Origin of the sequence: Sporosarcina sp. resist, assembly GCF_014302295.1 — a bacterium.
Taxonomy (GTDB): domain Bacteria; phylum Bacillota; class Bacilli; order Bacillales_A; family Planococcaceae; genus Sporosarcina; species Sporosarcina psychrophila.
Map to the genome: position 1 here is coordinate 3,927,452 of NZ_CP060287.1, position 23,085 is coordinate 3,950,536.

The window sequence follows — 23,085 nt, forward strand, 5'->3', positions numbered from 1 at the left end:
TGTCACAAAACCTTGTGATCCGTTATGCTATCTCTACCTTTTGACGATATTTGTCAATTATATGATCAACTATGAAAAACTTACATAGTCGATTCTGGAGGAACTAAAAAATGAAAAGAAAAGACTATAAAAAAAGAAACAAATCGTCCGGGAAACGCTTAGCCGTAAAAGTTGTGCTTCTTCTCACCTTGTCCCTATTTATTGTTGTTGCGGCATATGCTGCTTCACTTCAGAAAAAAGCAGAAAACATGGCAGTTAGTGCGTATGAAGCCGTCCCTGACCGACCCAAATCCGAAATTCGCGAAGTAAAAGTCGAGCCAGCAAACGACAATGTTTCAATTCTATTCATCGGTGTCGATGACAGTGAAGCGCGCAGCCAAGGAGATAACAACAGCCGTTCGGATGCACTTCTACTCGCTACATTGAATCCGGCGAGTAAATCTGTAAAATTGGTCAGTATTCCGCGTGATTCATACGCCTATATCCCTGAAGTCGGATATCGTGATAAAATCACCCATGCCCATGCATTTGGCGGAACACGTGCAACAATCGAAACAGTTGAAGAATTGTTTGAGATTCCTGTCGACTACTATGTGAGGATGAATTTCAATGCATTCATTGATGTTGTTGATGCAATTGACGGAATCGACGTTGAGGTTCCATACAACCGAACTGAAAAAGACGAAAATGATAAATATACGATTCATTTGAAAAAAGGTCTGCAACATCTTGACGGCAAACACGCCCTTGCGCTTGCACGGACACGTAAACTCGATACCGACGTCGAACGCGGAAAACGTCAGCAAATGATCTTACAGGCAATCATGAAAGAAGCCGCTTCAGTAAAATCAATAACGAAGTACGGTGATGTTATTGAGGCAGTTGGCGAGAACATGAAAACTGACATGACGTTTGACGAAATGAAATCGTTCTTGGAATATGTAAAAGGCGGTATGCCACAAGTCGATACACTAAGTTTGAAGGGTTACGACGACATGTCTACGGGAATTTATTACTGGAAACTTGATGAAACCTATTTAACTGAAGTGAAGAACATATTGCAAGCACATCTCGGTCTCATCCCCGACTCATCTAGTCTGACTGACAGTGGTTCGACCATAACTGGTTCAACCGAAGAAGCTTTAGAAGATAGTTTTAATGAATGATACCAAAAGAACCAGGCTGAAAGTTAGCTGGTTCTTTTTTTCTTTCCACACATAATTCTATAAAAAATGGCCATGCTACCTTAATGAAAAGGTGCATGGCCATTTTTTCTTATTGTCTAGTGTACAAACAGCTGTGTTACTTACCAATCATCCGTACAAGATTTAACAACGGTCGATAGTTTGTACCGGCAAGACCGATTACTTCAACGAACAGTTCAATCGCGATAAGCATGACTACAATAAGCAGAATTGCTCCCCATACTGTCGCTTGCGAGAACAATACAGCTGCAACCCCAAACAGTATTGCAAGCGCATAAATGACCAAGACTGTCTGCCTATGTGAAAAACCGCTACGAAGTAAGCAATGGTGTAAATGTGATTTATCCGGTGCCATAATAGGCTGTTTCGTGCGTATACGGCGAACAATTGCGAAGAACGTGTCAGAAATTGGAATACCCAATATAATAACTGGGATAATCAGTGAAACGACAGCAACGTTCTTGAATCCTAATAATGCAAGAACCGAAATCATAAAGCCCAGGAACAAGGATCCGGTGTCTCCCATAAAGATTTTTGCCGGATGGAAATTGTAAAACAAGAAGCCAAGTGAGCTTGCCGCAAGAATCGAAGCTGTTGCACCAACGAATGCATTTTCCATTATCATCGCCATAACTGCAATTGTAATGAGTGCAATCGTTGAAACACCTGCCGCAAGTCCATCCAATCCATCTATAAGATTTATTGCATTTGTAATGCCAATGATCCAAATAATTGTAATTGGAATACTTAAGTAACCAAAATCAAATTCCCCAATAAACGGTAAATTAATAACTTCAATTTGTAAACCGCCCCATACGACAACGACAATAGCCGCAGCCAATTGACCAGCAAGTTTTGCTTTCGCGGTAATTTCAAGCATATCATCGAGAAAGCCCATAACAATGATGATAACAGCACCGATAAGTATTCCAACAGCGTGTTCATCTTTCGGTAGTAATACCGCATAGCCAATTAGAAAAGCACCAAATATCGCAAGACCGCCGATTCGCGGCATAACAGACGCATGGACTTTCCGGTAATTCGGCCGATCGACCGCTCCTATCCGGAATGCCAATTTAATGACGAGTGGAGTAAGTAAGATGGAAGCTAGTAGTGCAGCAGCCATTGCAAGGAATAACATGTCCTTCCTCCCTATAGTAAATCGCTAATTTATCATACCAACAGTATCATAGCATATTTAAACAAGTAAAGCACTTTACTAGAAAACTCTTTTCTAATTATCATTGTTTCCTTGTGTTTAGGTCAGTTTAGAATAATATACTTTGGATAACCTTCGCAAGGCGAATGTTCCACATCAAGATTCCCGCGTCTAGTGCTCGGATAGCCACAGATAGCGGCGTACTCAAACTGCATTCATTTGTAGCGGGTGCTTACAATTTTGTTTATCTTATCTTTCCCTTTCATTCCCCTAGCTATCCCCCCACCTTTTCTTTCCTTACATTATGTAGATTTCAGCTCAAGGTAGTCATTTTCCATTCTTTTTGGTAAAATGGGGACGGGTCCTTTAAAGGGATCGGAAAAAAGGAGCGTTCATCCAATGCTATCAATATTCAAACGTTCAAATCAGACGAACGAAAGACAACTTCGAAAGTATCGGAAGATTGTCCAACAAATAAATAAATTAGAAGCTACATACGAACCAATGTCAGACGAACAACTAACAAGTATGACTACTATATTCAAGGAGAGAATCCAATCTGGAGAAAAGATCCAATCTATTATTCCAGATGCTTTTGCTGTTGTTCGTGAAGCATCCAAGCGAATCCTTGGCATGCGTCATTTCGATGTCCAACTTATCGGCGGACTCGTTCTAACAGAAGGCAACATCGCTGAAATGCCTACAGGCGAAGGTAAAACGCTAGTCGCTTCCCTTCCATCATATGTGCGTGCACTTGAAGGAAAAGGAGTTCACGTTATTACCGTGAATGACTATCTTGCGAAGCGTGACTATGAACAAATTGGTCAAATCCATCGTTTTCTTGGCCTTACAGTTGGGTTGAATGTCCCAATGATGCAAGGTCCCGCAAAACAAGCTGCTTACAATGCGGATATTACGTACGGAGTGGGAACGGAATTCGGTTTCGACTATTTGCGTGATAATATGGCGCACCAAGTATCACAAAAAGTTCAACGTCCCTACCATTTCGCAATTATCGATGAAGTTGATAGTATTCTTGTTGATGAAGCAAAAACACCATTAATCGTTGCCGGTAAAATGCAAGCGGATGCGGATCTTCATCACATTGCGGCACGTCTCGCAAAACGCTTCAAAAAAGGGATCGATTTCGACTTTGATGATGAAACAAAAGCGACTTCCCTTACTGATATTGGAATCGAGAAAGTAGAAAAAGCATTTGGTATCGACAATTTATATGAATTGGAGCACCAAACACTTTATCATTATATGATTCAATCATTACGTGCACATGTCATCTTCGAACGTGATGTTGACTATATCGTAAAAGAAGAAAAAATTGAACTTGTCGATATGTTTACGGGTCGAATCATGGAAGGACGCACACTTTCCGATGGCTTACACCAGGCAATTGAAGCAAAAGAAGGACTACCAATCACTGAGGAAAATAAAGCACAAGCACAAATTACAATCCAAAACTACTTCCGTATGTATAAAGAACTGTGCGGAATGACTGGTACGGCTAAAACACAGGAGAAAGAATTCCGTGAAGTGTATGGTATGGAAGTTGTTCAAATTCCAACAAATCGTCCGCGCGCACGTATCGATTCACCTGACCAAGTATATAAAACAATTGACCAGAAATATAAGGCGATGGCGAAAGAAGTCGCTAAGCGTCATGAAAAAGGACAACCCGTCCTTGTCGGCACAACATCCATTTTACAATCTGAAAAAGTAGTAGCGTATTTAGATGAATACAAACTTACTTATAACTTATTGAACGCTAAAAGTGTCGAACAGGAAGTAGACCTTATTTCCCTCGCAGGACAACTCGGTCAAATCACAGTCGCGACAAACATGGCTGGACGTGGAACTGATATCGTGCTCGGTGAAAAGGTTGAAGAAATTGGTGGTCTTTTCGTACTTGGAACAGAAAAGCACGAAAGCCGTCGTATTGACAACCAGCTACGGGGACGTTCCGGAAGACAAGGTGACCATGGTGAGAGTCACTTCTTCCTTTCTCTCGAAGATGATATGTTCAAGCGGTTCGCTAAAGAAGAGCTTGAGAAGTTCCTCAAAAAAGTAACAACAAATGAAGACGGTCTAGTGCAGAATCCCGAAGTAGATGAACTGACAGAACGGACACAGCGTATCGTAGAAGGTGCCCACTATTCAATGCGTGAATACAACTTGAAACTCGACGACGTCATTAACGATCAGCGTGAAGTCATCTATGGACTTCGTAATAACGTCCTAGACCGCGAAGGTATCCTTGAACAATTAAAATCGATGCTTTCCGAGACAGTAGAATTTGTTGTTTTCGATAGTTGCCCAGATGAAGAGACTTCAAGCAATTGGGATTTCGAACGAATTGAACATACAATGAACAGCCTGTTGTTAGAACCTGTCGTAATTCCGCGGACGCTTGATAAGACGTCTGACATTCTAAAACTATATGATGCTCCACTTACTGAGTTGCTCGACTTCATCGAATCATTCTCAGACGATGAACAGATCAATCAGATGATTCCACAAGTAATGCTGTCTCATATTGATACGATGTGGGTCAAGCACTTGGAAGTTATGACACGCTTAAAAGAAGGTATCGGACTCCGTTCATATGGACAAGAGGACCCAATGCGGATTTATCAGCGTGAAGGACTCGAATTATTCGGGCGTCATTATCAAAAATTACGCCGCAACATCGCATCTGAAGTTATTAGCTTTATGAAAGTTATTACACAACAACAGGAGGTACAACAATGAAGCTTTTCTCATTTTTCAAGAAAACCGAAAAGACAGGATCAGATAGCACAATCGGTTCCGAAGAAATTATTGACGGCCTAAACGCATCGACAAATACAGATGAGGTCGAGACTACGCTATCCCTACACCCAGAATGGAATGTACCACAGGAGCAAGAGTACGTTTTCCGCTTCCATTCGAATGAGCTAGAACCACTTAAACCGAACCAAATCTCCCTTTCAGGCATTGACATCGACGTTGAACCTGCTAATGGTAGCTGGCTCGTTAAAGCGTTTTTCCGTTCTTCACTAGACCAACAGATTTCAGTTGGATCAGTCGAACTGATGCTACTTGATGAGGAAGGTAAAACACTCGCTTCCGATGAATTCGATTTGAAAGAGCTCGGCGATATTCCGGCACGAAGCGCAAGACCTTGGGTATTCGTCTTCACAAAAGACAATATCTTTGCAGAACAGCCACCAACAGAAAACTGGAAACTTGCATTTAACGTCCAATCGATGGTGCCTCACAAACTAGAGTTGGAGCAAACATGGGAAGACGGTTTAACGGCAGAACAAAAGGATGGACTTACAAAAGTTGTCGAAGGTCTTCCGAAATTGAAACCGCGTGAAGTAAATATTAGCGGATTCCAAGTAAAACAACAGGATGACGGCGGTATCGCAGCATCTGTATTTATCCGTAATGGTCACTCGAAACAAATCAATATCGAAAAGCTTCCACTAGAACTGATTGATGCATCTGGTGATTTAGTAGCTAGCGGTTCATTCGCCCTTGATCCACTTTCAGTAAAAGCAAACACTTCAAAACCATGGACGTTCATCTATCCAAAAGAAATGATTCAAAAAGATGAGCCAGACTTATCTCGCTGGACAGTTCGCGTACCACAACAAAACGCGTAAACAAAAGCGCAAGCGCCTGTTTAGTCCCGAAAAGCGCTAGAGGGCTTGAAGATAAAGGCGGCACATTCAAATCAGTTACATTCTGATTCGGATGTGCCGCCCTTTTTATTGCTATGTTAAACAAAGGAATGCCTATATTTATCGGACCGCGACTGTTGATTAACCATTTATTTGCATAAAATACCGGTGGGAGGGGCTTGATAACCTCCACTTTCACTGGACTATTTTCGGCCCGCTTTCGGCTAACTATTCATGACAGATTTACTGAGAGGTCCTAGTTTGGCTAGAAGTGACGGAGTCACTTCTAGCCAAACTTTTTTCAGTAATCCTGTTGTGAATAGTTGCCTGTCGCGTTCCTACACTATTCAAGTGAAAAATGCAGTTGTTTTGGAAGAAATGAATAGATGATATTCTATGGAGAGTGTAAGCGCCCGAAGATGAAATTTCGGGCACTCTAGCACATTGTAAAATGCGTTCCTTGCTTACTTTTAGTAAAGAATATGTATCTAATTCATGTGATGTCTTATAGAAAGTGACAGTTCTTTACTAAAAAAGAAAAAACCATATAGACAGCATCAGCCTCCAAAATTGCATCTTTGGAGGCTTTTCTCCTGGTAAGAAGCCAGCTATTCTTTCGTCTCAAAAAGCTTCATCACTTTGTGTACGTATACTTTTGGAGCGCGACGGATGAAGGACCACCATACGATTACCGAAAAAATGTGTAGAGATGCGACAAACATCTCGGTAATCGTAATAGAAGTCATTCAATCCAAAGCGATCCAAAAGCACGACTATACAAGTAGCAGCCAGGGGGTGATCAAGTTAGTAACTGGAAAATTTTAATTAATCAACAGACGTGATGTTGAACATATATAGTGAAAAACAGCACCAAGTTCCCTATTAAGGGTACTCAGTGCTGTCTGTTTTGTTTTAATTGGCTGAAGCAACTGCATTCACACCTGAGATGCGTTTTGCACCTACGTAGCGTTCACCCCAATAATAAGGGTCATTCAACTTATCAACGCGTACACCTTTTGATGTCGATGCGTGCGCAAATTTACCATCACCTATGTATATGCCAACGTGTGAAACTCGTTTGCCTGCTGTATTGAAGAATACGAGGTCTCCCGTTTCTAAATTCGCTTTACTAACAGAAGTTCCTGATGCATGCATACTAGCAGCAGTACGCGACACTTGGACATTATGTTGCTTGAATACATATGATACGTACCCCGAACAATCAAACCCACTCGTCGTGTTACCACCGTAACTGTACTTGACGCCAATTAGGCTTGTTGCCGTTTTTGAAATTGCAGCAGGTTTTGACGAAGCTTCGGCTTGTCCAACGAAAGGTGCGACGAGTAGTAGAAATGACATAGCTATAATTGTAATGGACTTTTTGAATGTGAATGTAAGTTTCATCTGTTCCCCCAAAGGATTAATTTATCTGAAATAATGATCTGTTACAACCTTAACACGCTTCAAACGCCTCCTACATTACAATTGTGTAACAAGTCTATTACACTACTTGTATTAAAGGAGACTTTCGAAACATTATTGTCTTTTTATGGGGTTTATAGTTTTTTAAAACGGGAATTTAGTAAAGTAGCATCTAATTTAATGGGAGGCGTTTGAAGTGAAACACGAAGATGACATTTCAGATAATACGCAAGAGTCTTTTCTTGAAGCACAAGAAAAAGCCCATGGTTGGTTAGGTAACGAAAAAACCGATAAGAAATATTCCGCAAAAAATTATATTCATAATCCATATCTCGATCACGCAGCAGGTGATTATGAACCCCTGAAAGAAGATAGCCGTTTTCATAATTCAGAAGACCCACACCGAACGACTGGGAAATTCAACAAAGAGCGTGGTTTCTCTCAAAAAAAACGTGATGCACTAATTGCCAAAAATGGGCAGCTTAGTGATATGCAAACTATATTCAGTACATTGAATCATGATCGACACTAATCCCCTTCTTTCTATAATAACAAAAAGGTGAGTGCTACTAATCGTAGTCACTCACCTTTTTGTTTAGCTTATTAAATTTCTAAATCCGTAATGACGATGACATCTTTGTGATCAACTAATTTTGTAATCGGCCACTCAGTCGTTACATTACCTTCAAGCAACTTCTCGATAGCTGCTCGTTTCTTTTCACCAAATGCTAGTAAAACAATTTTTTTCGCACCTAATATCGAACTAATTCCCATCGATAAAGCTGTTTCAGGGATTTTTTCATCATTTTCGAAGTACTGGCTATTCACACCCAATGTCGATTCCGTCAATTGCGCTACATGTGTAACGGAATCGAAAGGAAGTCCAGGTTCGTTGAATGCGATATGGCCATTCTCTCCTACTCCAAGTAGCTGGATGTCGAGTGGGTACTCTTCTAAAAGATCTTCATAAGCGGCACATTCTTCAACCAAATCTTCAGCCATCCCATCCGGAATATTTGTTTTTCTAAATTCTTTCTTATCAAACAGATGCTCACTCATAAAATAAGCGTAGCTGTTCGGGCTTGATTCAGGTATTCCGATATACTCATCCAAATTAAAAGTGACAATATTGGAGAAATCAAGATTTGACGAAACCCATTTATCGTAAACAGGAATCATTGTACTTCCTGTTGCCAGCCCAAGTACGTTTAGACGTCCACTTTCAATTTCGTTTTTAATGATTTCGTAAACTTGTTCTGCGCCTTGTTCAGGGCTTTCAACTTTTATAAGTTTTAGATTTTTCATATAGATCAACCAACTTCCATTAAGATTTTGCTCTCGCTTTATTGTAATTTCCCTAAACAGTCTGGTCAACTTTAATCGAACTTAACATACCATCTTCTTTTCTCACATGCATCTCTAGACCTTTATTATAGGTAATTGACGGAAATATGAAGAATGCGTGAACAACTTGTGAAACCCTCCCTTATATCCTTAGGCATAGGGTTTTCCCTAATTCCCATATTAAACCTGAAGACTATGATAAAGGTATGACAGCGAATCCACTTCGCCGGAAATAGGAGGTGTACTAATGGGGAAAAGAAATTCAATGAAACATCAACCCAATACGCATGAATCTACACATAGTTTGAAAGGTACTTTCATAGCCGTCATGCTGTTGGGAGTCGTCATTCTAGTATCTTGGTTCGGGTTTTATGCACTATTTTTATCTAGATAATAATTATATCAGGAGGGTTACTTATGCATTTGCACAAATATGAAAAGATATGGCTTGTTTTCGGAATGGCTTCACTCGTCCTATTCCTACTAATTATCGGCTTCGCTGCTTTCTGGAAAGGGACGCATCCGCAGAGCCATATTGAAACAATCGATCCACAAAATGTTGAAGCACATGACGCATTCAAGCCTGAAAATCTTGGCATTCGTGAAGTAGCTGACGGCAAATATATCGTCAACATCGTTGCTTCTGCGTTCAACTATGATTTCGGTAAAGACACGGAAGGTACTGCTATTAAAACGATTCGCGTGCCAAAAGGTTCCACCGTTCTTTATCAAATCACAACAAAAGATGTTGTCCATGGCTTCCAAGTAGCTGGAACAAACGTCAACATGATGGTTGAACCTGGCCACATTAGCCGTTACGAGACTGTCATGAAAAATGCAGGCGAATTCACGATTGTCTGCAACGAATACTGCGGCATCGGTCACCACCAGATGTACGGAACAGTGGAGGTGTATGAATAATGACTAAGGTTCAATTACCGCTTTCTAAAAAAGAATCCAGATTATATATGGCATTCATGTGGGTTACTTATATCTCGCTTTTTGTCGGAGGTCTGATGGGTTTATTGCAGACTTTTGTCCGCTCTGGGAAATTCAAATTACCGTTTAATATTGATTATTATACAATCCTGACTGTTCACGGTGTTATTCTTGGACTCGTCTTAACAACCTTTTTCATTATCGGTTTCCAGTTTTCACTTATGGGGAAAACGGTTGGGATTTCGGATAAACAGTTGAAAGTCGCATGGCTTTCATTCTGGGTAATGCTGATCGGAACCATCATGGCTGCAATTACGATTCTTGTAGGCGAAGCTTCAGTATTATACACATTCTATGCACCACTACGAGCTCACCCGGCATTTTATTTCGGTTTAGCACTCGTTATTATCGGTAGCTGGATTGCTGCCTTCGTTAACTTCCGTCAGCTTTACGTATGGAAGAAAGCACATAAAGGTGAAAAATCACCATTACCTGCATTTATGGTTATTATCAATATGCTTATGTGGTTCATCGCTACAATCGGCGTAGCAACATCTGTCCTAGTGCTGTTCATCCCTTGGTCACTTGGCTATGCTGAAACAATCAATGTTTTACTAAGCCGTACGTTATTTTGGTATTTCGGACATCCACTCGTTTATTTCTGGTTACTTCCAGCTTATATGGCGTGGTATGTTGTTATTCCAAAGATCATCGGCGGAAAATTATTCAGTGATGCACTTGCTAGAATGGCTTTCATTCTATTACTAATGTTCTCGATTCCGGTCGGATTCCATCACCAGTTGACAGAACCGGGTATTGACCCTACTTGGAAATTCATTCAAGTTGTGCTGACATTCATGGTTGTTATTCCGTCATTAATGACAGCATTCTCGATTTTCGCTTCATTTGAAACAACAGGCCGACGAAAAGGGTATAAGAGCTTATTTGGTTGGTTCAAAAAGCTTCCATGGAAAGATGTACGTTTCCTAGCACCATTCATCGGTATGGCTGCATTCATTCCGGGTGGCGTGGGCGGTATCGTTAACGCATCTCACCAAATGAATGCGCTCGTCCATAATACAATTTGGATTACAGGTCACTTCCATTTAACTGCTGCAACAACAGTCGTTCTAACATTTTTCGGGATTACGTATTGGCTTGTACCGCATTTAACTGGCCGCCGACTGACTCCGAGGTTAAATAGGCTCGGGATTATTCAAACGTTCATTTGGACGATTGGTATGGCGATCATGTCAGGTTCTATGCATATCCAGGGATTACTTGGCGGACCGCGTCGTTCAAGCTTCTCCGAATATGCAGGCGGTGAACAAGTCGCTACGTGGATCAATTACCAGATTGCACAAGCTGTTGGAGGAACGATTTTGTTCATCGGTATTCTCTTGATGGTGTACATTTTCATCCAATTAACATTCTTCGCACCACGCGGCGTTCAAGAATATCCGATTGCCGTAGAGGAAGACGATGCAGAGCCTACACCTAAAATTCTTGAAAACTGGTATCTATGGGTTGGGATTACAATTGCACTGATTCTGTTCGCTTACACAATTCCAGTCATTGATATACTGAAACACTCACCACCAGGTTCGCCGCCATTTGATTGGCTGATTGGTAGATAGTTGCATTATGAAGCAGCTCTGATTTCCGGGTATTGTCCGTGAAATCTGGGCTGTTTTCATTTTGTTGGAATTGATGGGTTGGAGGGGGTTGGTTGGACACCGCCCTATTTGTTGGATACTTTAGCGGATTGGTCGCACACTTCGACAGGTTGGTTGGACACTCCACTGAATTGGTTGCACACTTCATCGAGTTGGTTGGACACCGCCCCATTTGTTGCACACTTCATCGCATTGGTTGGACACTTCCAGTAATACCATCAAGGCAATCCATAATCTACTCTGCTCCATATAAAAAAGCCTCTTACCTGGTTTATCTTCCCAGGTAAGAGGCCTTTATCAATTACAAGTTATTCGCAACTCGTTCAACCGCAGCTGCTACATTAAGATGGACGTTTGGATCAAGTGGATGTGGGACAAGATCGCCCGGTTTCGTGCTGTCGACAATTGCAAGTGCAGCTGCGATTAGCATCGGATAAGTAATTTCCTTCGCATGTGCATTTAGGGCACCGCGGAAAATACCTGGGAAGCCTAAGATATTATTAACGAGACGGCCATCCGCCGCAAATGCCGCGCCCGCTGCAAGTGCGTCTTCCGGTGTAATTTCAGCGTTTGGATTGGACAAAGCCAAGATAATTTGCCCTTTTCGTACCATTTCTGGTTTGATAAGTCCAGCAACGCCCGTTGTGGCTACGATAATGTCACACGTTGCCATCAATTCTTCAAGTGAATCAATGACTGTGCCGCCATGATCAGCAAGCCTCTGACGTGCGACTTCATTACGGTCAATTCCACGCATTTCCTTCACACCATACTTCATAAGCATACGGCTAATTGCTAGACCAGCTGCACCAAGACCAATTTGGCCCACAACCGCTTCCGTTAGCAAAACATCTGTCTGTTGACAAGCTGAAATTACAGATGCCAACGTGACAACTGCTGTACCATGCTGATCATCGTGCATAACTGGAATCGACAGCTCCGCTTTCAATCGCTCTTCAATTTCGAAACAGTGTGGAGATCCGATATCCTCCAACAATATTCCACCAAACCCTTGCTGAATATGTTTAATTGTTTCTACAACTTCATCTGGATCACTCGTGTTAAGCAAGATAGGAATACCACTTATCCCAGCGAATTGATCAAATAACACAGCTTTTCCTTCCATTACAGGCATTCCCGCGACAGGTCCGATATTTCCAAGACCCAGAATCGCTGTGCCATCTGTCACAATTGCGACCGTGTTTGAGATTCCAGTAAAGTATTTCGCCTGTTCCGGATCATTCTTGATAAGTTCACAGACGTTCGCAACGCCTGGTGTATAGACACGTCGCAAATCACCTAAAGAACGAATTTCCATACGGCCTTTCATATGAATCTTGCCGCCTTCATGTGCTTGCAATACATCATCCGTTATAGCGTGGACACTAATTCCGTCGCCGATTTGATTAACCGCTTCAACAATTTGCAACAAGTGCTCTTCACTTGTACATTGAATTGAAATATCACGAATCGTTGATAATGTACCTACTTTTATAGTTTGGATATCACCAATATCTCCATTTAATTGTCCGATAGCTAACGCAACTTTCGCGAAGTTGCCCGGCACTGATGGTGTTTCGATAATTAGATTACGCATAAATTGCACTTGTTCCATTGTATTACCCCCTGATTATACTTGCCAATCCTCATTTTACACGTATAGGACCAGGTCGTAAACATTTTATGACTTCGGTTATAATTAATCGCGAATTCACATATTTCACGCATAATTAAAGGAGTGTTTTCCCATAACAAAACTGTTCCAAGCCGAATTAGAATTCAAATAAGGAACTGTTATTTCATTACGAGTCTTTACGTTCTTCGATTGCAAATCGGCTCACAGACGTTTCTAACGCTTCAGAAAGACTCGATAACTCATCTGCTGCCTCTCTCATTGCTTCAACTTGGAACGATGTCTGTTCGGCAGATGCAGTCGTTTCCTGAACACCTGCGGCAGATTCTTCGGCAATTGACGCAACTTCAGTCACACCTTCCGTCAGTTTACCACCAATCTCCTCCAGATGATCTAGGTCTGCCGACATCACGTTCGTCAGTTTATTCATTTCAGTAACAAGTTTTGAGATTTCCTCAAAAACAACGCCAGTATCAAGTACTTTCTGCTTTCCATCAGCAACACTTTGGTAGCCGCTTTCAAGTGCTTTTACCGCACTAGACGACCCTATTTGAACCGTGTCAACAATTGTCGTAATTTCACTTACAGAATTCGCAACTTGTTCCGCAAGCTTCTTCACTTCATCCGCCACGACTGCAAAACCCTTCCCGTGTTCGCCGGCCCGCGCGGCTTCAATTGCCGCATTAAGCGCAAGTAGATTCGTTTGTGCTGCGATTTCACTAATGACAGTGACAAGTGACGAGATTTCCTTCGTCTGATTATCTAACTGTTTAATGGTTTCAACTGACTTATTAACTACTCCGTAAATTTCATTCATTTGTTCAACGGAACTTTCCATCATTTCATTTCCGTTTACTGTTCGCTGTAAAATGGCTCTTGAGGATTCAACAACTTGTCCCCCTGCTTCGTTGGCATGTTGGACATCTTCAAAAAAGGTTCCGACCATTTCAGCCATATTCGAAGCTGTATTCGCCTGTGCTTCAGATCCCGCTGCAAGTTGTTCCATCGTTGCCGCGATTTGGCTCGTTGAGTCACTTACGATTCCCGATGTTTCGGATAATTCCGTACTTCTACTATTTACTTGACGGGAAATCGTCAGGCTATCAGCCAAAATACGTTGCATTTCATCCCTCATTTTATTGATAGAATGAATTTGTTGTCCAACTTCGTCTTTCAGTTTCGTCTCAAGGGGAGGATCGTTTAAAATCCCTTCTGCCATCCGTTCCATCCTCTGTGAAACCGCAACGACTGGTCTAGAAATGCTTCGTGCTACGTAAAAACTAATAAGGATGGCAAGAAAAATAACGACAATTGCTATGGTAAAGTTTGTTACTTGTGTTTTTTTACCTTTTTCCACATTTTTCATTCCATCAGCTACTATTTTGTCTTGTCTCGACACAGCAAGCGCATTGAACTCATTCACTATTTCATCGGCAAGCGGCTCCGCAATTTCACGATCAAGACGTTCCGCCTCTGCCTGCCTTCCAGCTTTGACTGCTGGAAACACTTGGTCTGTCAAAACTTCGCGCCATTCGATACTGCTTGCAATCAAACGCTTTACATTCTCAGAGTCTGATATCTGTTTAAGCTCTTCCTGAAGTAGCGCACTTTCTTCCGTTAAACGGTTAAATTCTTCGATATATTTATTATCTCCATACAAGATATACCCCCGTGACAAAGCCACTCGATCTGCTATGTTGAAAGCAAGCCTTGAATCAGTAATGAGCATTGGCAACTGCTCGTTCGTAATGTCTTCAGAAGTTTTAACAAGATTCTTGATTCCTGTGGCGCCATTTAGTCCTAAGAAAGTTGCAAGTATAACGACCACTCCGAAACCTGCCCATATTTTCGCACGTATTGTCTTCATTTTCCAATCCCCCTATTTTTTATTTCTATATCAACAACTACTTTACTTAAAGTGGAAAAAAGTGTACTATTTGTCGAAAAAGAAACTATTATCATAATTGTAGCATGTTTTATGTAGAATTATAGATAAATAGAACTACTTTTATCCGAATAACTATTTGAATCATTCTATACCCATCGAACTATTGAATTTATTAGACAATTCCTCTTCTTTTCAGTTATAATGAAAGGTGGTGAGTTTTTTCACATAATTCTTTCAAGGAGTTGCAGTTTACTTGTCTATACAGAAAAATTTCGTGATTGGGCTTATGCTCTTTGCTTTGTTCCTCGGTGCGGGTAATATTATTTTCCCACCGCTTCTTGGGCAAATGGCAGGGGATGAACTTTTCATTGCGATGATTGGATTCCTAATCACAGGAGTCGGGTTGCCTCTCATTGCAGTTCTAGCAATTGCCAATGCAGGCGGCGGATTAGAAACCATTGCAAGTCGCGTCAATCCTTATTTTGGAGTTATTTTCACGATGATTGTCTATATGGCAATTGGTCCATTTTTCGGCATTCCACGAACAGCTACTGTCTCATATGAAATTGGGGTCGTCCCATTTTTGCCTGATAGCATTTCTGGCTCAAACTGGCCACTTGCGTTGTTTACGATCGTCTTCTTTACTATTACGGTCGCTCTCTCCCTAAATCCTGCGAAACTTGTCGATCGCATAGGGAAAGTGTTGACTCCTGTCCTATTTTTAGTTATTGGGGCACTTGCTGTGAAGAGTATTGTGTCACCAATGGGAGATATCGGACAAGCCCAAGGTGATTTTGCAACCAATGCGTTTTTCCGTAGCTTTGTTGAAGGGTATTTAACGATGGATGTCATTGCGGCACTTGTATTCGGCATCGTCGTTATTAATGCGCTTAAAGCAGAAGGCGTGACAGAAAGCCGTGCTGTCATGAAAGCAATGGTTTTCGCTGGTGTTGTCGCAGCTACTGGATTAGCGCTCGTTTACATTTCACTCGGGTATATTGGAGCGACAAGCGTCGATGTTATCGGGATACAAGACAACGGAGGTGCGGTTCTCGCACTCGCATCTACCGTCTTATACGGACCATACGGAACGATGATTCTGGCAATGACAATTATTTTTGCTTGTCTGACAACATCGATTGGTCTCGTTTCAGCATGTGCACAGTATTTCGAACATGTATTTCCGCGGAATTCATACAAGACATATGTCTTCATTTTCGCGGGATTCAGTGCAATTATTGCAAACGTTGGATTGACACAACTTATTTCTATTTCAATACCGGTTTTGCTCACAATCTACCCACTCGCAATTGTTCTGATGCTTATGTCATTCATCGACAAATCGTTTGGTAGAAAGCCAATTGTCTATATCCTGGCGCTACTGGCAACTGCTTTTGTTAGTATCTTTGACGGCTTAAAAGGAGCCGGAATCGACATTAAGCCTGTCAATGATGTACTTGCCCATCTCCCACTCTATGAACAGCAGATTGGTTGGCTTGTACCAGCGATTGTCGGAGCACTTATTGGTGTGGTTCTAAGCCCCTTGTTTAAGAAACGGATTTAGTTCTCAGAAAGTTCATGCTTTTACCTCCAATTTCAGCTATACTGAATGAACATTCAGTATTATGGAGGGTTTTCCAATGACGATGAATTTTGATGACATGACAATGACAACTATTTGGCTTAAAATTGACGAGAAATTGAACGGAGAACCAGGTCCAATTAAAGGTATGACTGTGACCTATTCATTCAATTTATCTGGTGATGATGGCGGTCTATATGGCTTAACGTTAGCAGATGGCAAAGCCGTAACAATTACCGGAGATCCCGGTGAAGTTGATTGTGCGTTAACTATGAGTGTAAAAGATTTCAAGAAACTACTTGCTGGCAACTTGAATTCGACCGCTGCCTTTATGATGGGTAAACTCAAAGTTAAAGGAAATATTGGCCTTGCGTTAAAATTAGAAGGTTTATTAAAACAGTATTCGTTTTAATAGAAGAAAGCGGCTCTCATTAAATGTGGGAGTCGTTTTTTGATTCCCCATAATTAATTGAAATGAGCACGTTTGAAGCCAACTATGAGTAATACTTCCCACTTCAGATAAAGGGAGCCCATTGTCGAATTAGGTATATTGATGTAAAATGAAAGAAAATTCGAAAGAAGGTGCACCTTTTATATGAAAAAATCGAAAAGCATTGCGTGGAAACTTTCAGCACTTATTATTACGCTCTTTTTAGTATTATTTATCTCATATACAGTCGTTACAAGTACCATTTTGCATAATCAAAGTACCAACGACGCGGAGAGTTCTGCAATTGATAACACTGAACTATATGCTGCTAAAATGAGCGACCGATTTAAGAAAACGAATGACATGCTCCACACAACAAAACACATATTTGAAACACTGCAGGCACAAGGTAATTTAACTGCGGACGAAGCCATAACTGTCATAGAGAATAATTTAAAAAACAACACTGATGCTTCTGGAATGGCTGCTATATTTGAAAGCGGATCTATTCCTATTGAAGAGTCTGTTAGTAATGATTTAATAGATCCAGAGAAGCGTTTTATTCCTTATTTGTATAAGGATGGAGACAAGATTACTATGGAGGCTCTTAGCGAATATGAAACAGAGGGCGAAGGAGATTGGTACTTAATACCGAAAAAAGAAAAGCGAGCTGTCTTGACAGAACCGTACGAGTACAGTGCAGGTGGTGAAATCATCTTAATGACTACCATTTCCGTACCGCTAATTACAAGTTCAGGTTCCTTTTTCGGTGTTCTTACAACAGATATTTCCATCTATTTTTTAAATGAACTCGTGAATACAATCAAGCCGGATGGTGGATATGCTAGCATTATTACCGATGGCGGTTACTTAACTGCCAACAGTATTAGCGAAGAGTTGAACGGGGTAAATGTGCAAGACTCTTATGATTGGAGCACAATTAAGAACACGCTTGGAAAAGGAGAAGTATCGACTTTATATGCTGATTCAAAGCAACTAAATGAAGAGGCCTTTAACTCGTTCGCCCCGATGCTGTTAGACAATATTAAAGATACATGGTCTGTACAGACGGTTGTTCCAAAGTCAAAAATACTAGAAACATATAACACAATCTTACTTCTAACAATCATTTCCGCAATTGTCATGGTTGTTTTAATGTCTGCAGCTACCTTGTGGTTCATTTTCAAACAATTAAAACCACTTGCTTATTTACGAGAGTCAATCGAAACAGCAGCAGCTGGTGACTTGACGAGAAGTATAGATGAAAAACATATCCATCCAGATGAAATTGGTGCTGTAGCTATGGCATATAACAATATGCTCCGTAAAACAAATGACGCCATTCATACAGTTTGGGATTCTTCCACTCAATTAAACAAGTCTTCCAATCACGTCCACCATGTTTTCGAGGAGATTGTTGCATCTAGTCAAGAAGTATCTCTAGCAACCGATGAAATTGCACATGGGGCCTCTAAGCAGTCGGAAGATACGGAAGAAACGAGTCACCGAATTTTAGATTTGTCAGATCAAATGGACTCACTCGCTATTCTATCAAACAACATGAACGTATTATCAAAACAAACAGGTCTATCTACTATACAAGGAATGACAGAAGTTAAGAAACTGCGTGAACATAATGAAGCTACGAATGACATGAATGAAAAGGTACAGCAACAAATTGAAACACTGACCACTAAAATAGCGGAGATAAATCAAGTTATTGCATCGATTCACGGCATCACTGCACAAACGAATTTGCTTGCGCTCAATGCTAGTATTGAAGCTGCACGTGCTGGCGAGCATGGAAAAGGCTTCGCTGTCGTAGCGGAGGAAGTACGAAAACTTGCCGAGCAGTCTCGCTTAGAAACAGATGTTATTCAACAAACGGTTCAAGAAATATTACTAGAGTCACAGCAGACTGTTTCTATTATTACAGCGAATATTCAATTGATGGAAGGCCAAAACGAATCTGTATCAAGTACAGAATCTTCCTTTACCCGCAATGCGGAACTTGCTGAACAGATGGGTGGTTCAATAGACGAGTTAGCCACTAAACTCGCCGATATGATGGAACATAAAGACCAAGCGATGTTGGCAATTCAGAGTGTCTCCGCGATTTCGGAAGAAACTGCTGCTTCAGCTGAACAAGTCAGCGCCTCAGCCGCCGCGCAACAGGGTGAGCTTGAACGCGTCGCAGAATCGACCAATCATATGAATAAAATTGCTCATGAACTGCAAGAAGTCGTCGATCGATTTAAATTATCATAATCAAGGACCTAAATAAGATTTGCCTGCCCAGTCAAGATTGTTTGCTGGGCAGGCTTTTTTTAGAAGGTGTCTTTAACGTGACTTTCAGCTACTGTGTATGTTGAAACAAAGATTTCCCACCGAATTCGCTACGGTGCTCGGGGATGCCTCCGGTTAACCCTGTAAGGCGCCTTCGCTCAGTTTATATATAGCGTTAAATCTTTCTATCGATTTATCGTTGTAGGCATACTACTTACCTTCGAATCTTTTTCCATCATCCATTTCAACGTTGCCTTTATTCCCTCTTGATATGGCGTTGTAGGCACCGGACCAATTTCAGTTTCATATTTCTTACCACTTAATATAACGGGTGTTTCTGTTAAATACATCATTTCCACCATTTCTTTCATGAACGGCTGAAACATTCCTAGGAAACGAATCATCGTTTTTGATACTGTCCTAATCGATTTTTGGTATCCCGTTTCTTCACGTATCATCTTAATCACTTCTCCGCCCGTTATCGGATATACTGCCGGGATATTCCAATTTTGATTGTAAGCATCATCTCGCAGTGCGAGCTCCACCATTGCCTTCGCGCCATCGAACGTGTATAGATATTCCCTCGCTACCTGAACGCCGCCAACGAAATTCGCCGACTTATTTCGAACAACATTCTTAAGTGTTTCGTAAAGCATCGTATTTTCTGCATAAGGTCCATAAAAATCTGGAAAATGAACAATTAAAGAAGGGACATTACTGTCTTTCAATTTATCTTCCATCGCTAGACGAATCTCCCCCTTTTTCGTATGTGGCTCTTTCTGTGCATCTTCCGAAATTTTTTCTTTATGTTGCGCCCCGTATGCATAAATATTATCCACTAGCGCAATTTTTGCTTGCTGCGCTTCCGCTATACGAATCAAAATATCCATACATATAAGATGTGTGACATTCCAAACCGGGTAAGGAAAATTTATGGCGTGAAAAATGACATCCACTCCTTGAGCCGCCTGAGATACTTCACCTTCTGTTAATACATCCCCAGCATAGATCGTTACCTTTGACTCCTTCTCAAAAAGTGCTTTCAACTTTTCTTTTCCTCTAGCAAAAGCGACAACATCGACTCCTCGAGAAACCAATTCCCTCACCAATGCGTACCCCATTCCCCCTGATGCCCCTAACACTAATGCCTTCTTCATACACATTCCCTCCCCCTCTATTAACCACTGGTCAATAATTATTAAAAAAAGTGTCATGCTCTATATCAATGTACGATGTAGAGCATTCACTTAGTTAAATAAGCCTTTTAAAATAAATTCCACATGTGATTCAGCCGATACTTTTGCTTCATCAAAATTGATAACGAATCCACGATGATGGACAACAAAACCATGAAGCGCAAGAAATGCAGACCATACGTCTTTCATAGCAAGCCTTTTCTTCGATAAATTTTGTACAGACTCAGCAAACTTTTGATAGCTAACATACGCGGCCTCCTGAGACAGACTATCCACTTCAGCATATCTTGCTACGAACATGAATTCATACTGACTTTGATTGTTCAAACCAAATTCAATAAAGCGAAGAAATACATTGTTCAGCTTTACCAAGTCTTCTTCAGCACCTTGAGCAGTATCTTCCAAAAGATCATTCAGCCTAGAAAAATCGACTTTTACAATTGCATCAAACAATTCTACTTTATTTTTAAAATGGTAATAAAGTGCACCATGCGTGCAACCGACTTGCTTAGCGATGCTTCGCATAGAGACATCTTGAAAACCTTTTTCAATGAACAAGGCACGAGCTTGTTGTACAATCATTTCTTTTGTTAACTCTTGAGATGCGGATTTATGAGAAGACATCGTCTCGCCCCCTTTTGACCACTGGTTAGTTGAAGTGTAACTCTGTTTAGCAATATTCACAAGTACTAACTAAACCAGATAATAAGAAATTTCCTGTTTCGACACCTATGGAGATATCCCTTTCATTACTGTATATGTTAGACAAATGAATATCTCTATGAACTAAGCGAAGGCGCCTTACAAGGGGCAGCCGAAGCGAATTCAATGGAATTCTTTATTTCAACATATATAATATTGTAATTCCAATCCTCCCGCAACACTCTTGTAATCTACCTGTTACACAAATGTAATTTAACAGTCTATTGTTCTAGTTCTATTAATCAGATAGAATACATATATAGAACTGTTTGTCGTGGAGAGGGGAAAATAGATGCAAAAGAGAGCTTTTTCGGTGCTGGCAGCGTTTGCCCTAGCGGCGTTTATCTCAGTCGGGAGCGCGGATGCAGCAACTGAATCATACACCGTCAAGCCCGGTGACACGCTATGGCAAATTGCTACAAAGCATAAATTAACTGTGGACGAACTTAAAAGTCTAAACAGTCTTGCTTCCGATTCGATTAAAACCAATCAAAAATTGGCCGTTTCTGCAAAAAATGCGGTTAGTCAAAAATCAGGAGTAGCCAGTTCACCCCCAGTAAAAACAGCAAATACGAAAGTTACCACTGTACTAAAGGAGACTTCTTCCACTAACTCATGGAAGAATGCCGTTGCAACAACTGTGAAGCCAAAAGAGTTGAATCTTCCCTCTAAAAAGGTATTACTTAATGCCGTCGAAGTTTCACTTCCACTTTTGGATACACCGTATGTTTGGGCTGGCGCAACTAAAGAAGGCTTCGATTGCAGCGGGTTCATTTATTATGTATTTAACGAGGCAGGACTTACTATACCAAGACTAGATACAATTGGTATGCATACCAATTCTTTTAATGTGGACAAGCCTATACCGGGCGATTTGGTGTTTTTCGCAAATACATACCGTAGTGGCATTTCGCACGCTGGAATTTATTTAGGTGAAGGTAAATTCATCCATGCCGCTACGCAAAAAGTTGAAGTTTCTTCAATTGATTCAGTTTACTGGAAAGACAAATTCACAGGCTTCAAACGATTTAATCAGCTTAATTGATAGTTAACAGCTTTCCTATTAGTGGGGAAGCTGTTTTTTTACATTGCGTTAGTGTCGTAAAGTTCCACATTTCTGCCGTACAGTTCATCCTTCTTCTTGCACAATCTTCGACTTTTTTCATCCCATCGAAAATTCTATCTATTCCCTAAGCCAAATGTAAGTTATAATCGAATTGACACCTGTCAAGACACACCATTATACATTGTGTCGTTCTGGGCATATGACTCATACGATAAAAAAAGGGGGAACTAATTCATGAAGAAAAACAGCATGTGGTCGCTTAACTTCACGACTGCCGCACTCGTCCTTATTCCAGCAGCTATCGGCATCAACTACCTTGGAAAGTTGTTTGCTGGTCTGCTTAAATTGCCGCTATGGCTCGATTCAATTGGCACAGTGCTTGCTAGTATGCTAGCAGGTCCGATTATCGGTGCCATTGCAGGGATTGTGAACAATATTATTTACGGCTTCACTGCCGATCCGATTTCATTCGTCTATGCAATTACATCGGCAGTCATCGGTCTTGTCGTGGGAATCATGGCGTATAAAGGATGGATAGCAAACGTAGGAAAAGCACTTGTCCTCGGACTTGTCGTCGGCTTAATCGCCGCCACAGTCTCAACTCCGCTTAATATCATGTTTTGGGGTGGGCAAACCGGGAATGTATGGGGTGATGCACTATTTGCAACAATGATGGCACAAGACATGCCGCTTTGGTTTGCATCATTCGCAGACAGTGTTGTCGTTGACGTGCCTGATAAAATGGCGACGGTTCTAATCAGTTTCCTTCTCTTCAAAGGATTGCCTAAAAATTTGACGCATATGTACGACAACCGTTCGGAAATAGAACGTCTTTAAGGACTACGTAAGCGGCCTGCTTCACTGGGCCGCTTACACT

19 protein-coding genes are annotated in these 23,085 nt (G+C 41.1%); 12 read left to right on the forward strand and 7 right to left on the reverse strand.

Annotation, left to right across the window (positions count from 1 at the left end; translation table 11 throughout):
• Positions 1 to 110: 110 nt before the first annotated feature.
• Entirely contained in the window at positions 111 to 1,166 is a 1,056-nt protein-coding gene (locus tag H7992_RS19145; protein WP_187045613.1) for an LCP family protein, read from the forward strand.
• 136 nt (positions 1,167 to 1,302) lie between these two features.
• Here the strand turns inward: H7992_RS19145 and H7992_RS19150 are convergent, their stop codons facing one another.
• Positions 1,303 to 2,346 (reverse strand): glycosyltransferase family 4 protein, encoded by a 1,044-nt coding sequence (locus H7992_RS19150; protein WP_187045614.1) that lies wholly within the window; start codon positions 2,344 to 2,346, stop codon positions 1,303 to 1,305.
• Between the two features lie 417 nt (positions 2,347 to 2,763).
• On the opposite strand from H7992_RS19150, the gene secA2 reads away from it, so the two are divergent.
• Both secA2 and H7992_RS19160 read left to right on the forward strand, forming a co-directional pair.
• Positions 2,764 to 5,127 carry an accessory Sec system translocase SecA2 gene (secA2, locus tag H7992_RS19155; protein ID WP_187045615.1) on the forward strand — a complete coding sequence of 788 codons (2,364 nt, stop codon included), beginning with the start codon at positions 2,764 to 2,766 and terminating at the stop codon, positions 5,125 to 5,127.
• On the forward strand, positions 5,124 to 6,026 hold the full coding sequence (locus tag H7992_RS19160) for an accessory Sec system S-layer assembly protein (RefSeq protein WP_067212129.1): 903 nt from the start codon (positions 5,124 to 5,126) through the stop codon (positions 6,024 to 6,026). Before secA2 ends, H7992_RS19160 begins: the two co-directional genes overlap by 4 nt.
• 930 nt (positions 6,027 to 6,956) lie before the next feature.
• On the opposite strand, the gene H7992_RS19165 is transcribed toward H7992_RS19160, so the two are convergent.
• Positions 6,957 to 7,448, reverse strand: a complete 492-nt coding sequence (locus tag H7992_RS19165; protein WP_067212133.1) for a C40 family peptidase — start codon at positions 7,446 to 7,448, stop codon at positions 6,957 to 6,959.
• A gap of 214 nt (positions 7,449 to 7,662) precedes the next feature.
• On the opposite strand from H7992_RS19165, the gene H7992_RS19170 reads away from it, so the two are divergent.
• Positions 7,663 to 7,998, forward strand: coding sequence for a hypothetical protein (locus H7992_RS19170; protein WP_187045616.1), 336 nt, complete (start codon positions 7,663 to 7,665; stop codon positions 7,996 to 7,998).
• A 71-nt stretch (positions 7,999 to 8,069) separates the two neighbouring features.
• Here H7992_RS19170 and H7992_RS19175 read toward each other — a convergent pair whose 3' ends face one another.
• Positions 8,070 to 8,771, reverse strand: a complete 702-nt coding sequence (locus tag H7992_RS19175) for a glucosamine-6-phosphate deaminase (RefSeq protein ID WP_187045617.1) — start codon at positions 8,769 to 8,771, stop codon at positions 8,070 to 8,072.
• 286 nt (positions 8,772 to 9,057) lie between these two features.
• On the opposite strand from H7992_RS19175, the gene H7992_RS19180 reads away from it, so the two are divergent.
• The 3 genes from H7992_RS19180 to H7992_RS19190 are packed head-to-tail and all read left to right on the forward strand — an operon-like array spanning position 9,058 to position 11,386.
• Positions 9,058 to 9,204, forward strand: coding sequence for a cytochrome c oxidase subunit 2A (locus H7992_RS19180; RefSeq protein WP_370569908.1), 147 nt, complete (start codon positions 9,058 to 9,060; stop codon positions 9,202 to 9,204).
• A gap of 23 nt (positions 9,205 to 9,227) precedes the next feature.
• Positions 9,228 to 9,731, forward strand: a complete 504-nt coding sequence (locus tag H7992_RS19185) for a cytochrome c oxidase subunit II (protein WP_067212141.1) — start codon at positions 9,228 to 9,230, stop codon at positions 9,729 to 9,731.
• The gene (locus H7992_RS19190) at positions 9,731 to 11,386 is read left to right on the forward strand and encodes a b(o/a)3-type cytochrome-c oxidase subunit 1 (protein ID WP_187045618.1); all 1,656 of its coding nucleotides are present in this window, start codon (positions 9,731 to 9,733) and stop codon (positions 11,384 to 11,386) included. The genes H7992_RS19185 and H7992_RS19190 overlap by 1 nt, the downstream gene beginning before the upstream one ends.
• A gap of 340 nt (positions 11,387 to 11,726) precedes the next feature.
• Here the strand turns inward: H7992_RS19190 and H7992_RS19195 are convergent, their stop codons facing one another.
• Together H7992_RS19195 and H7992_RS19200 are read right to left on the reverse strand one after the other, a co-directional pair.
• Positions 11,727 to 13,040, reverse strand: a complete 1,314-nt coding sequence (locus tag H7992_RS19195) for an NAD-dependent malic enzyme (RefSeq protein ID WP_067212146.1) — start codon at positions 13,038 to 13,040, stop codon at positions 11,727 to 11,729.
• Between the two features lie 187 nt (positions 13,041 to 13,227).
• A complete protein-coding gene (locus H7992_RS19200; protein WP_187045619.1) occupies positions 13,228 to 14,925 on the reverse strand; it encodes a methyl-accepting chemotaxis protein in 1,698 nt (565 codons plus the stop codon).
• Between the two features lie 307 nt (positions 14,926 to 15,232).
• Between H7992_RS19200 and brnQ the strand changes: the two genes are divergently transcribed.
• From brnQ to H7992_RS19215, 3 genes are all read left to right on the forward strand, one after another.
• Positions 15,233 to 16,510 (forward strand): branched-chain amino acid transport system II carrier protein, encoded by a 1,278-nt coding sequence (gene brnQ / locus H7992_RS19205; RefSeq protein WP_187047969.1) that lies wholly within the window; start codon positions 15,233 to 15,235, stop codon positions 16,508 to 16,510.
• Between the two features lie 76 nt (positions 16,511 to 16,586).
• Positions 16,587 to 16,940, forward strand: a complete 354-nt coding sequence (locus tag H7992_RS19210) for an SCP2 sterol-binding domain-containing protein (protein ID WP_187045620.1) — start codon at positions 16,587 to 16,589, stop codon at positions 16,938 to 16,940.
• Positions 16,941 to 17,123: 183 nt separating this feature from the next.
• Entirely contained in the window at positions 17,124 to 19,226 is a 2,103-nt protein-coding gene (locus tag H7992_RS19215; RefSeq protein ID WP_187045621.1) for a methyl-accepting chemotaxis protein, read from the forward strand.
• A gap of 203 nt (positions 19,227 to 19,429) precedes the next feature.
• Here H7992_RS19215 and H7992_RS19220 read toward each other — a convergent pair whose 3' ends face one another.
• Positions 19,430 to 20,401: an SDR family NAD(P)-dependent oxidoreductase gene (locus tag H7992_RS19220; RefSeq protein WP_187045622.1), complete on the reverse strand. Its 972-nt coding sequence runs from the start codon at positions 20,399 to 20,401 to the stop codon at positions 19,430 to 19,432.
• A 90-nt stretch (positions 20,402 to 20,491) separates the two neighbouring features.
• Complete coding sequence (locus H7992_RS19225; RefSeq protein WP_067212153.1) at positions 20,492 to 21,064, reverse strand: TetR/AcrR family transcriptional regulator; 573 nt, start codon at positions 21,062 to 21,064, stop codon at positions 20,492 to 20,494.
• Between the two features lie 370 nt (positions 21,065 to 21,434).
• On the opposite strand from H7992_RS19225, the gene H7992_RS19230 reads away from it, so the two are divergent.
• Together H7992_RS19230 and H7992_RS19235 are read left to right on the forward strand one after the other, a co-directional pair.
• Positions 21,435 to 22,187 carry a C40 family peptidase gene (locus tag H7992_RS19230; protein WP_187045623.1) on the forward strand — a complete coding sequence of 251 codons (753 nt, stop codon included), beginning with the start codon at positions 21,435 to 21,437 and terminating at the stop codon, positions 22,185 to 22,187.
• A 255-nt stretch (positions 22,188 to 22,442) separates the two neighbouring features.
• Complete coding sequence (locus H7992_RS19235) at positions 22,443 to 23,045, forward strand: ECF transporter S component (protein WP_187045624.1); 603 nt, start codon at positions 22,443 to 22,445, stop codon at positions 23,043 to 23,045.
• The last annotated feature ends 40 nt before the right edge of the window (positions 23,046 to 23,085 follow it).

Excerpts from the sequence above, each read along its gene's own strand:
- H7992_RS19145 (WP_187045613.1), top strand. The coding sequence starts at position 111 with ATGAAAAGAAAAGACTATAAAAAAAGAAACAAATCGTCCGGGAAACGC.
- H7992_RS19150 (WP_187045614.1), bottom strand. The coding sequence starts at position 2,346 with ATGTTATTCCTTGCAATGGCTGCTGCACTACTAGCTTCCATCTTACTT.
- secA2 (WP_187045615.1), top strand. The coding sequence starts at position 2,764 with ATGCTATCAATATTCAAACGTTCAAATCAGACGAACGAAAGACAACTT.
- H7992_RS19160 (WP_067212129.1), top strand. The coding sequence starts at position 5,124 with ATGAAGCTTTTCTCATTTTTCAAGAAAACCGAAAAGACAGGATCAGAT.
- H7992_RS19165 (WP_067212133.1), bottom strand. The coding sequence starts at position 7,448 with ATGAAACTTACATTCACATTCAAAAAGTCCATTACAATTATAGCTATG.
- H7992_RS19175 (WP_187045617.1), bottom strand. The coding sequence starts at position 8,771 with ATGAAAAATCTAAAACTTATAAAAGTTGAAAGCCCTGAACAAGGCGCA.
- H7992_RS19180 (WP_370569908.1), top strand. The coding sequence starts at position 9,058 with ATGGGGAAAAGAAATTCAATGAAACATCAACCCAATACGCATGAATCT.
- H7992_RS19185 (WP_067212141.1), top strand. The coding sequence starts at position 9,228 with ATGCATTTGCACAAATATGAAAAGATATGGCTTGTTTTCGGAATGGCT.
- H7992_RS19190 (WP_187045618.1), top strand. The coding sequence starts at position 9,731 with ATGACTAAGGTTCAATTACCGCTTTCTAAAAAAGAATCCAGATTATAT.
- H7992_RS19195 (WP_067212146.1), bottom strand. The coding sequence starts at position 13,040 with ATGGAACAAGTGCAATTTATGCGTAATCTAATTATCGAAACACCATCA.
- H7992_RS19200 (WP_187045619.1), bottom strand. The coding sequence starts at position 14,925 with ATGAAGACAATACGTGCGAAAATATGGGCAGGTTTCGGAGTGGTCGTT.
- brnQ (WP_187047969.1), top strand. The coding sequence starts at position 15,233 with ATGCTCTTTGCTTTGTTCCTCGGTGCGGGTAATATTATTTTCCCACCG.
- H7992_RS19210 (WP_187045620.1), top strand. The coding sequence starts at position 16,587 with ATGACGATGAATTTTGATGACATGACAATGACAACTATTTGGCTTAAA.
- H7992_RS19215 (WP_187045621.1), top strand. The coding sequence starts at position 17,124 with ATGAAAAAATCGAAAAGCATTGCGTGGAAACTTTCAGCACTTATTATT.
- H7992_RS19220 (WP_187045622.1), bottom strand. The coding sequence starts at position 20,401 with ATGAAGAAGGCATTAGTGTTAGGGGCATCAGGGGGAATGGGGTACGCA.
- H7992_RS19225 (WP_067212153.1), bottom strand. The coding sequence starts at position 21,064 with ATGTCTTCTCATAAATCCGCATCTCAAGAGTTAACAAAAGAAATGATT.
- H7992_RS19230 (WP_187045623.1), top strand. The coding sequence starts at position 21,435 with ATGCAAAAGAGAGCTTTTTCGGTGCTGGCAGCGTTTGCCCTAGCGGCG.
- H7992_RS19235 (WP_187045624.1), top strand. The coding sequence starts at position 22,443 with ATGAAGAAAAACAGCATGTGGTCGCTTAACTTCACGACTGCCGCACTC.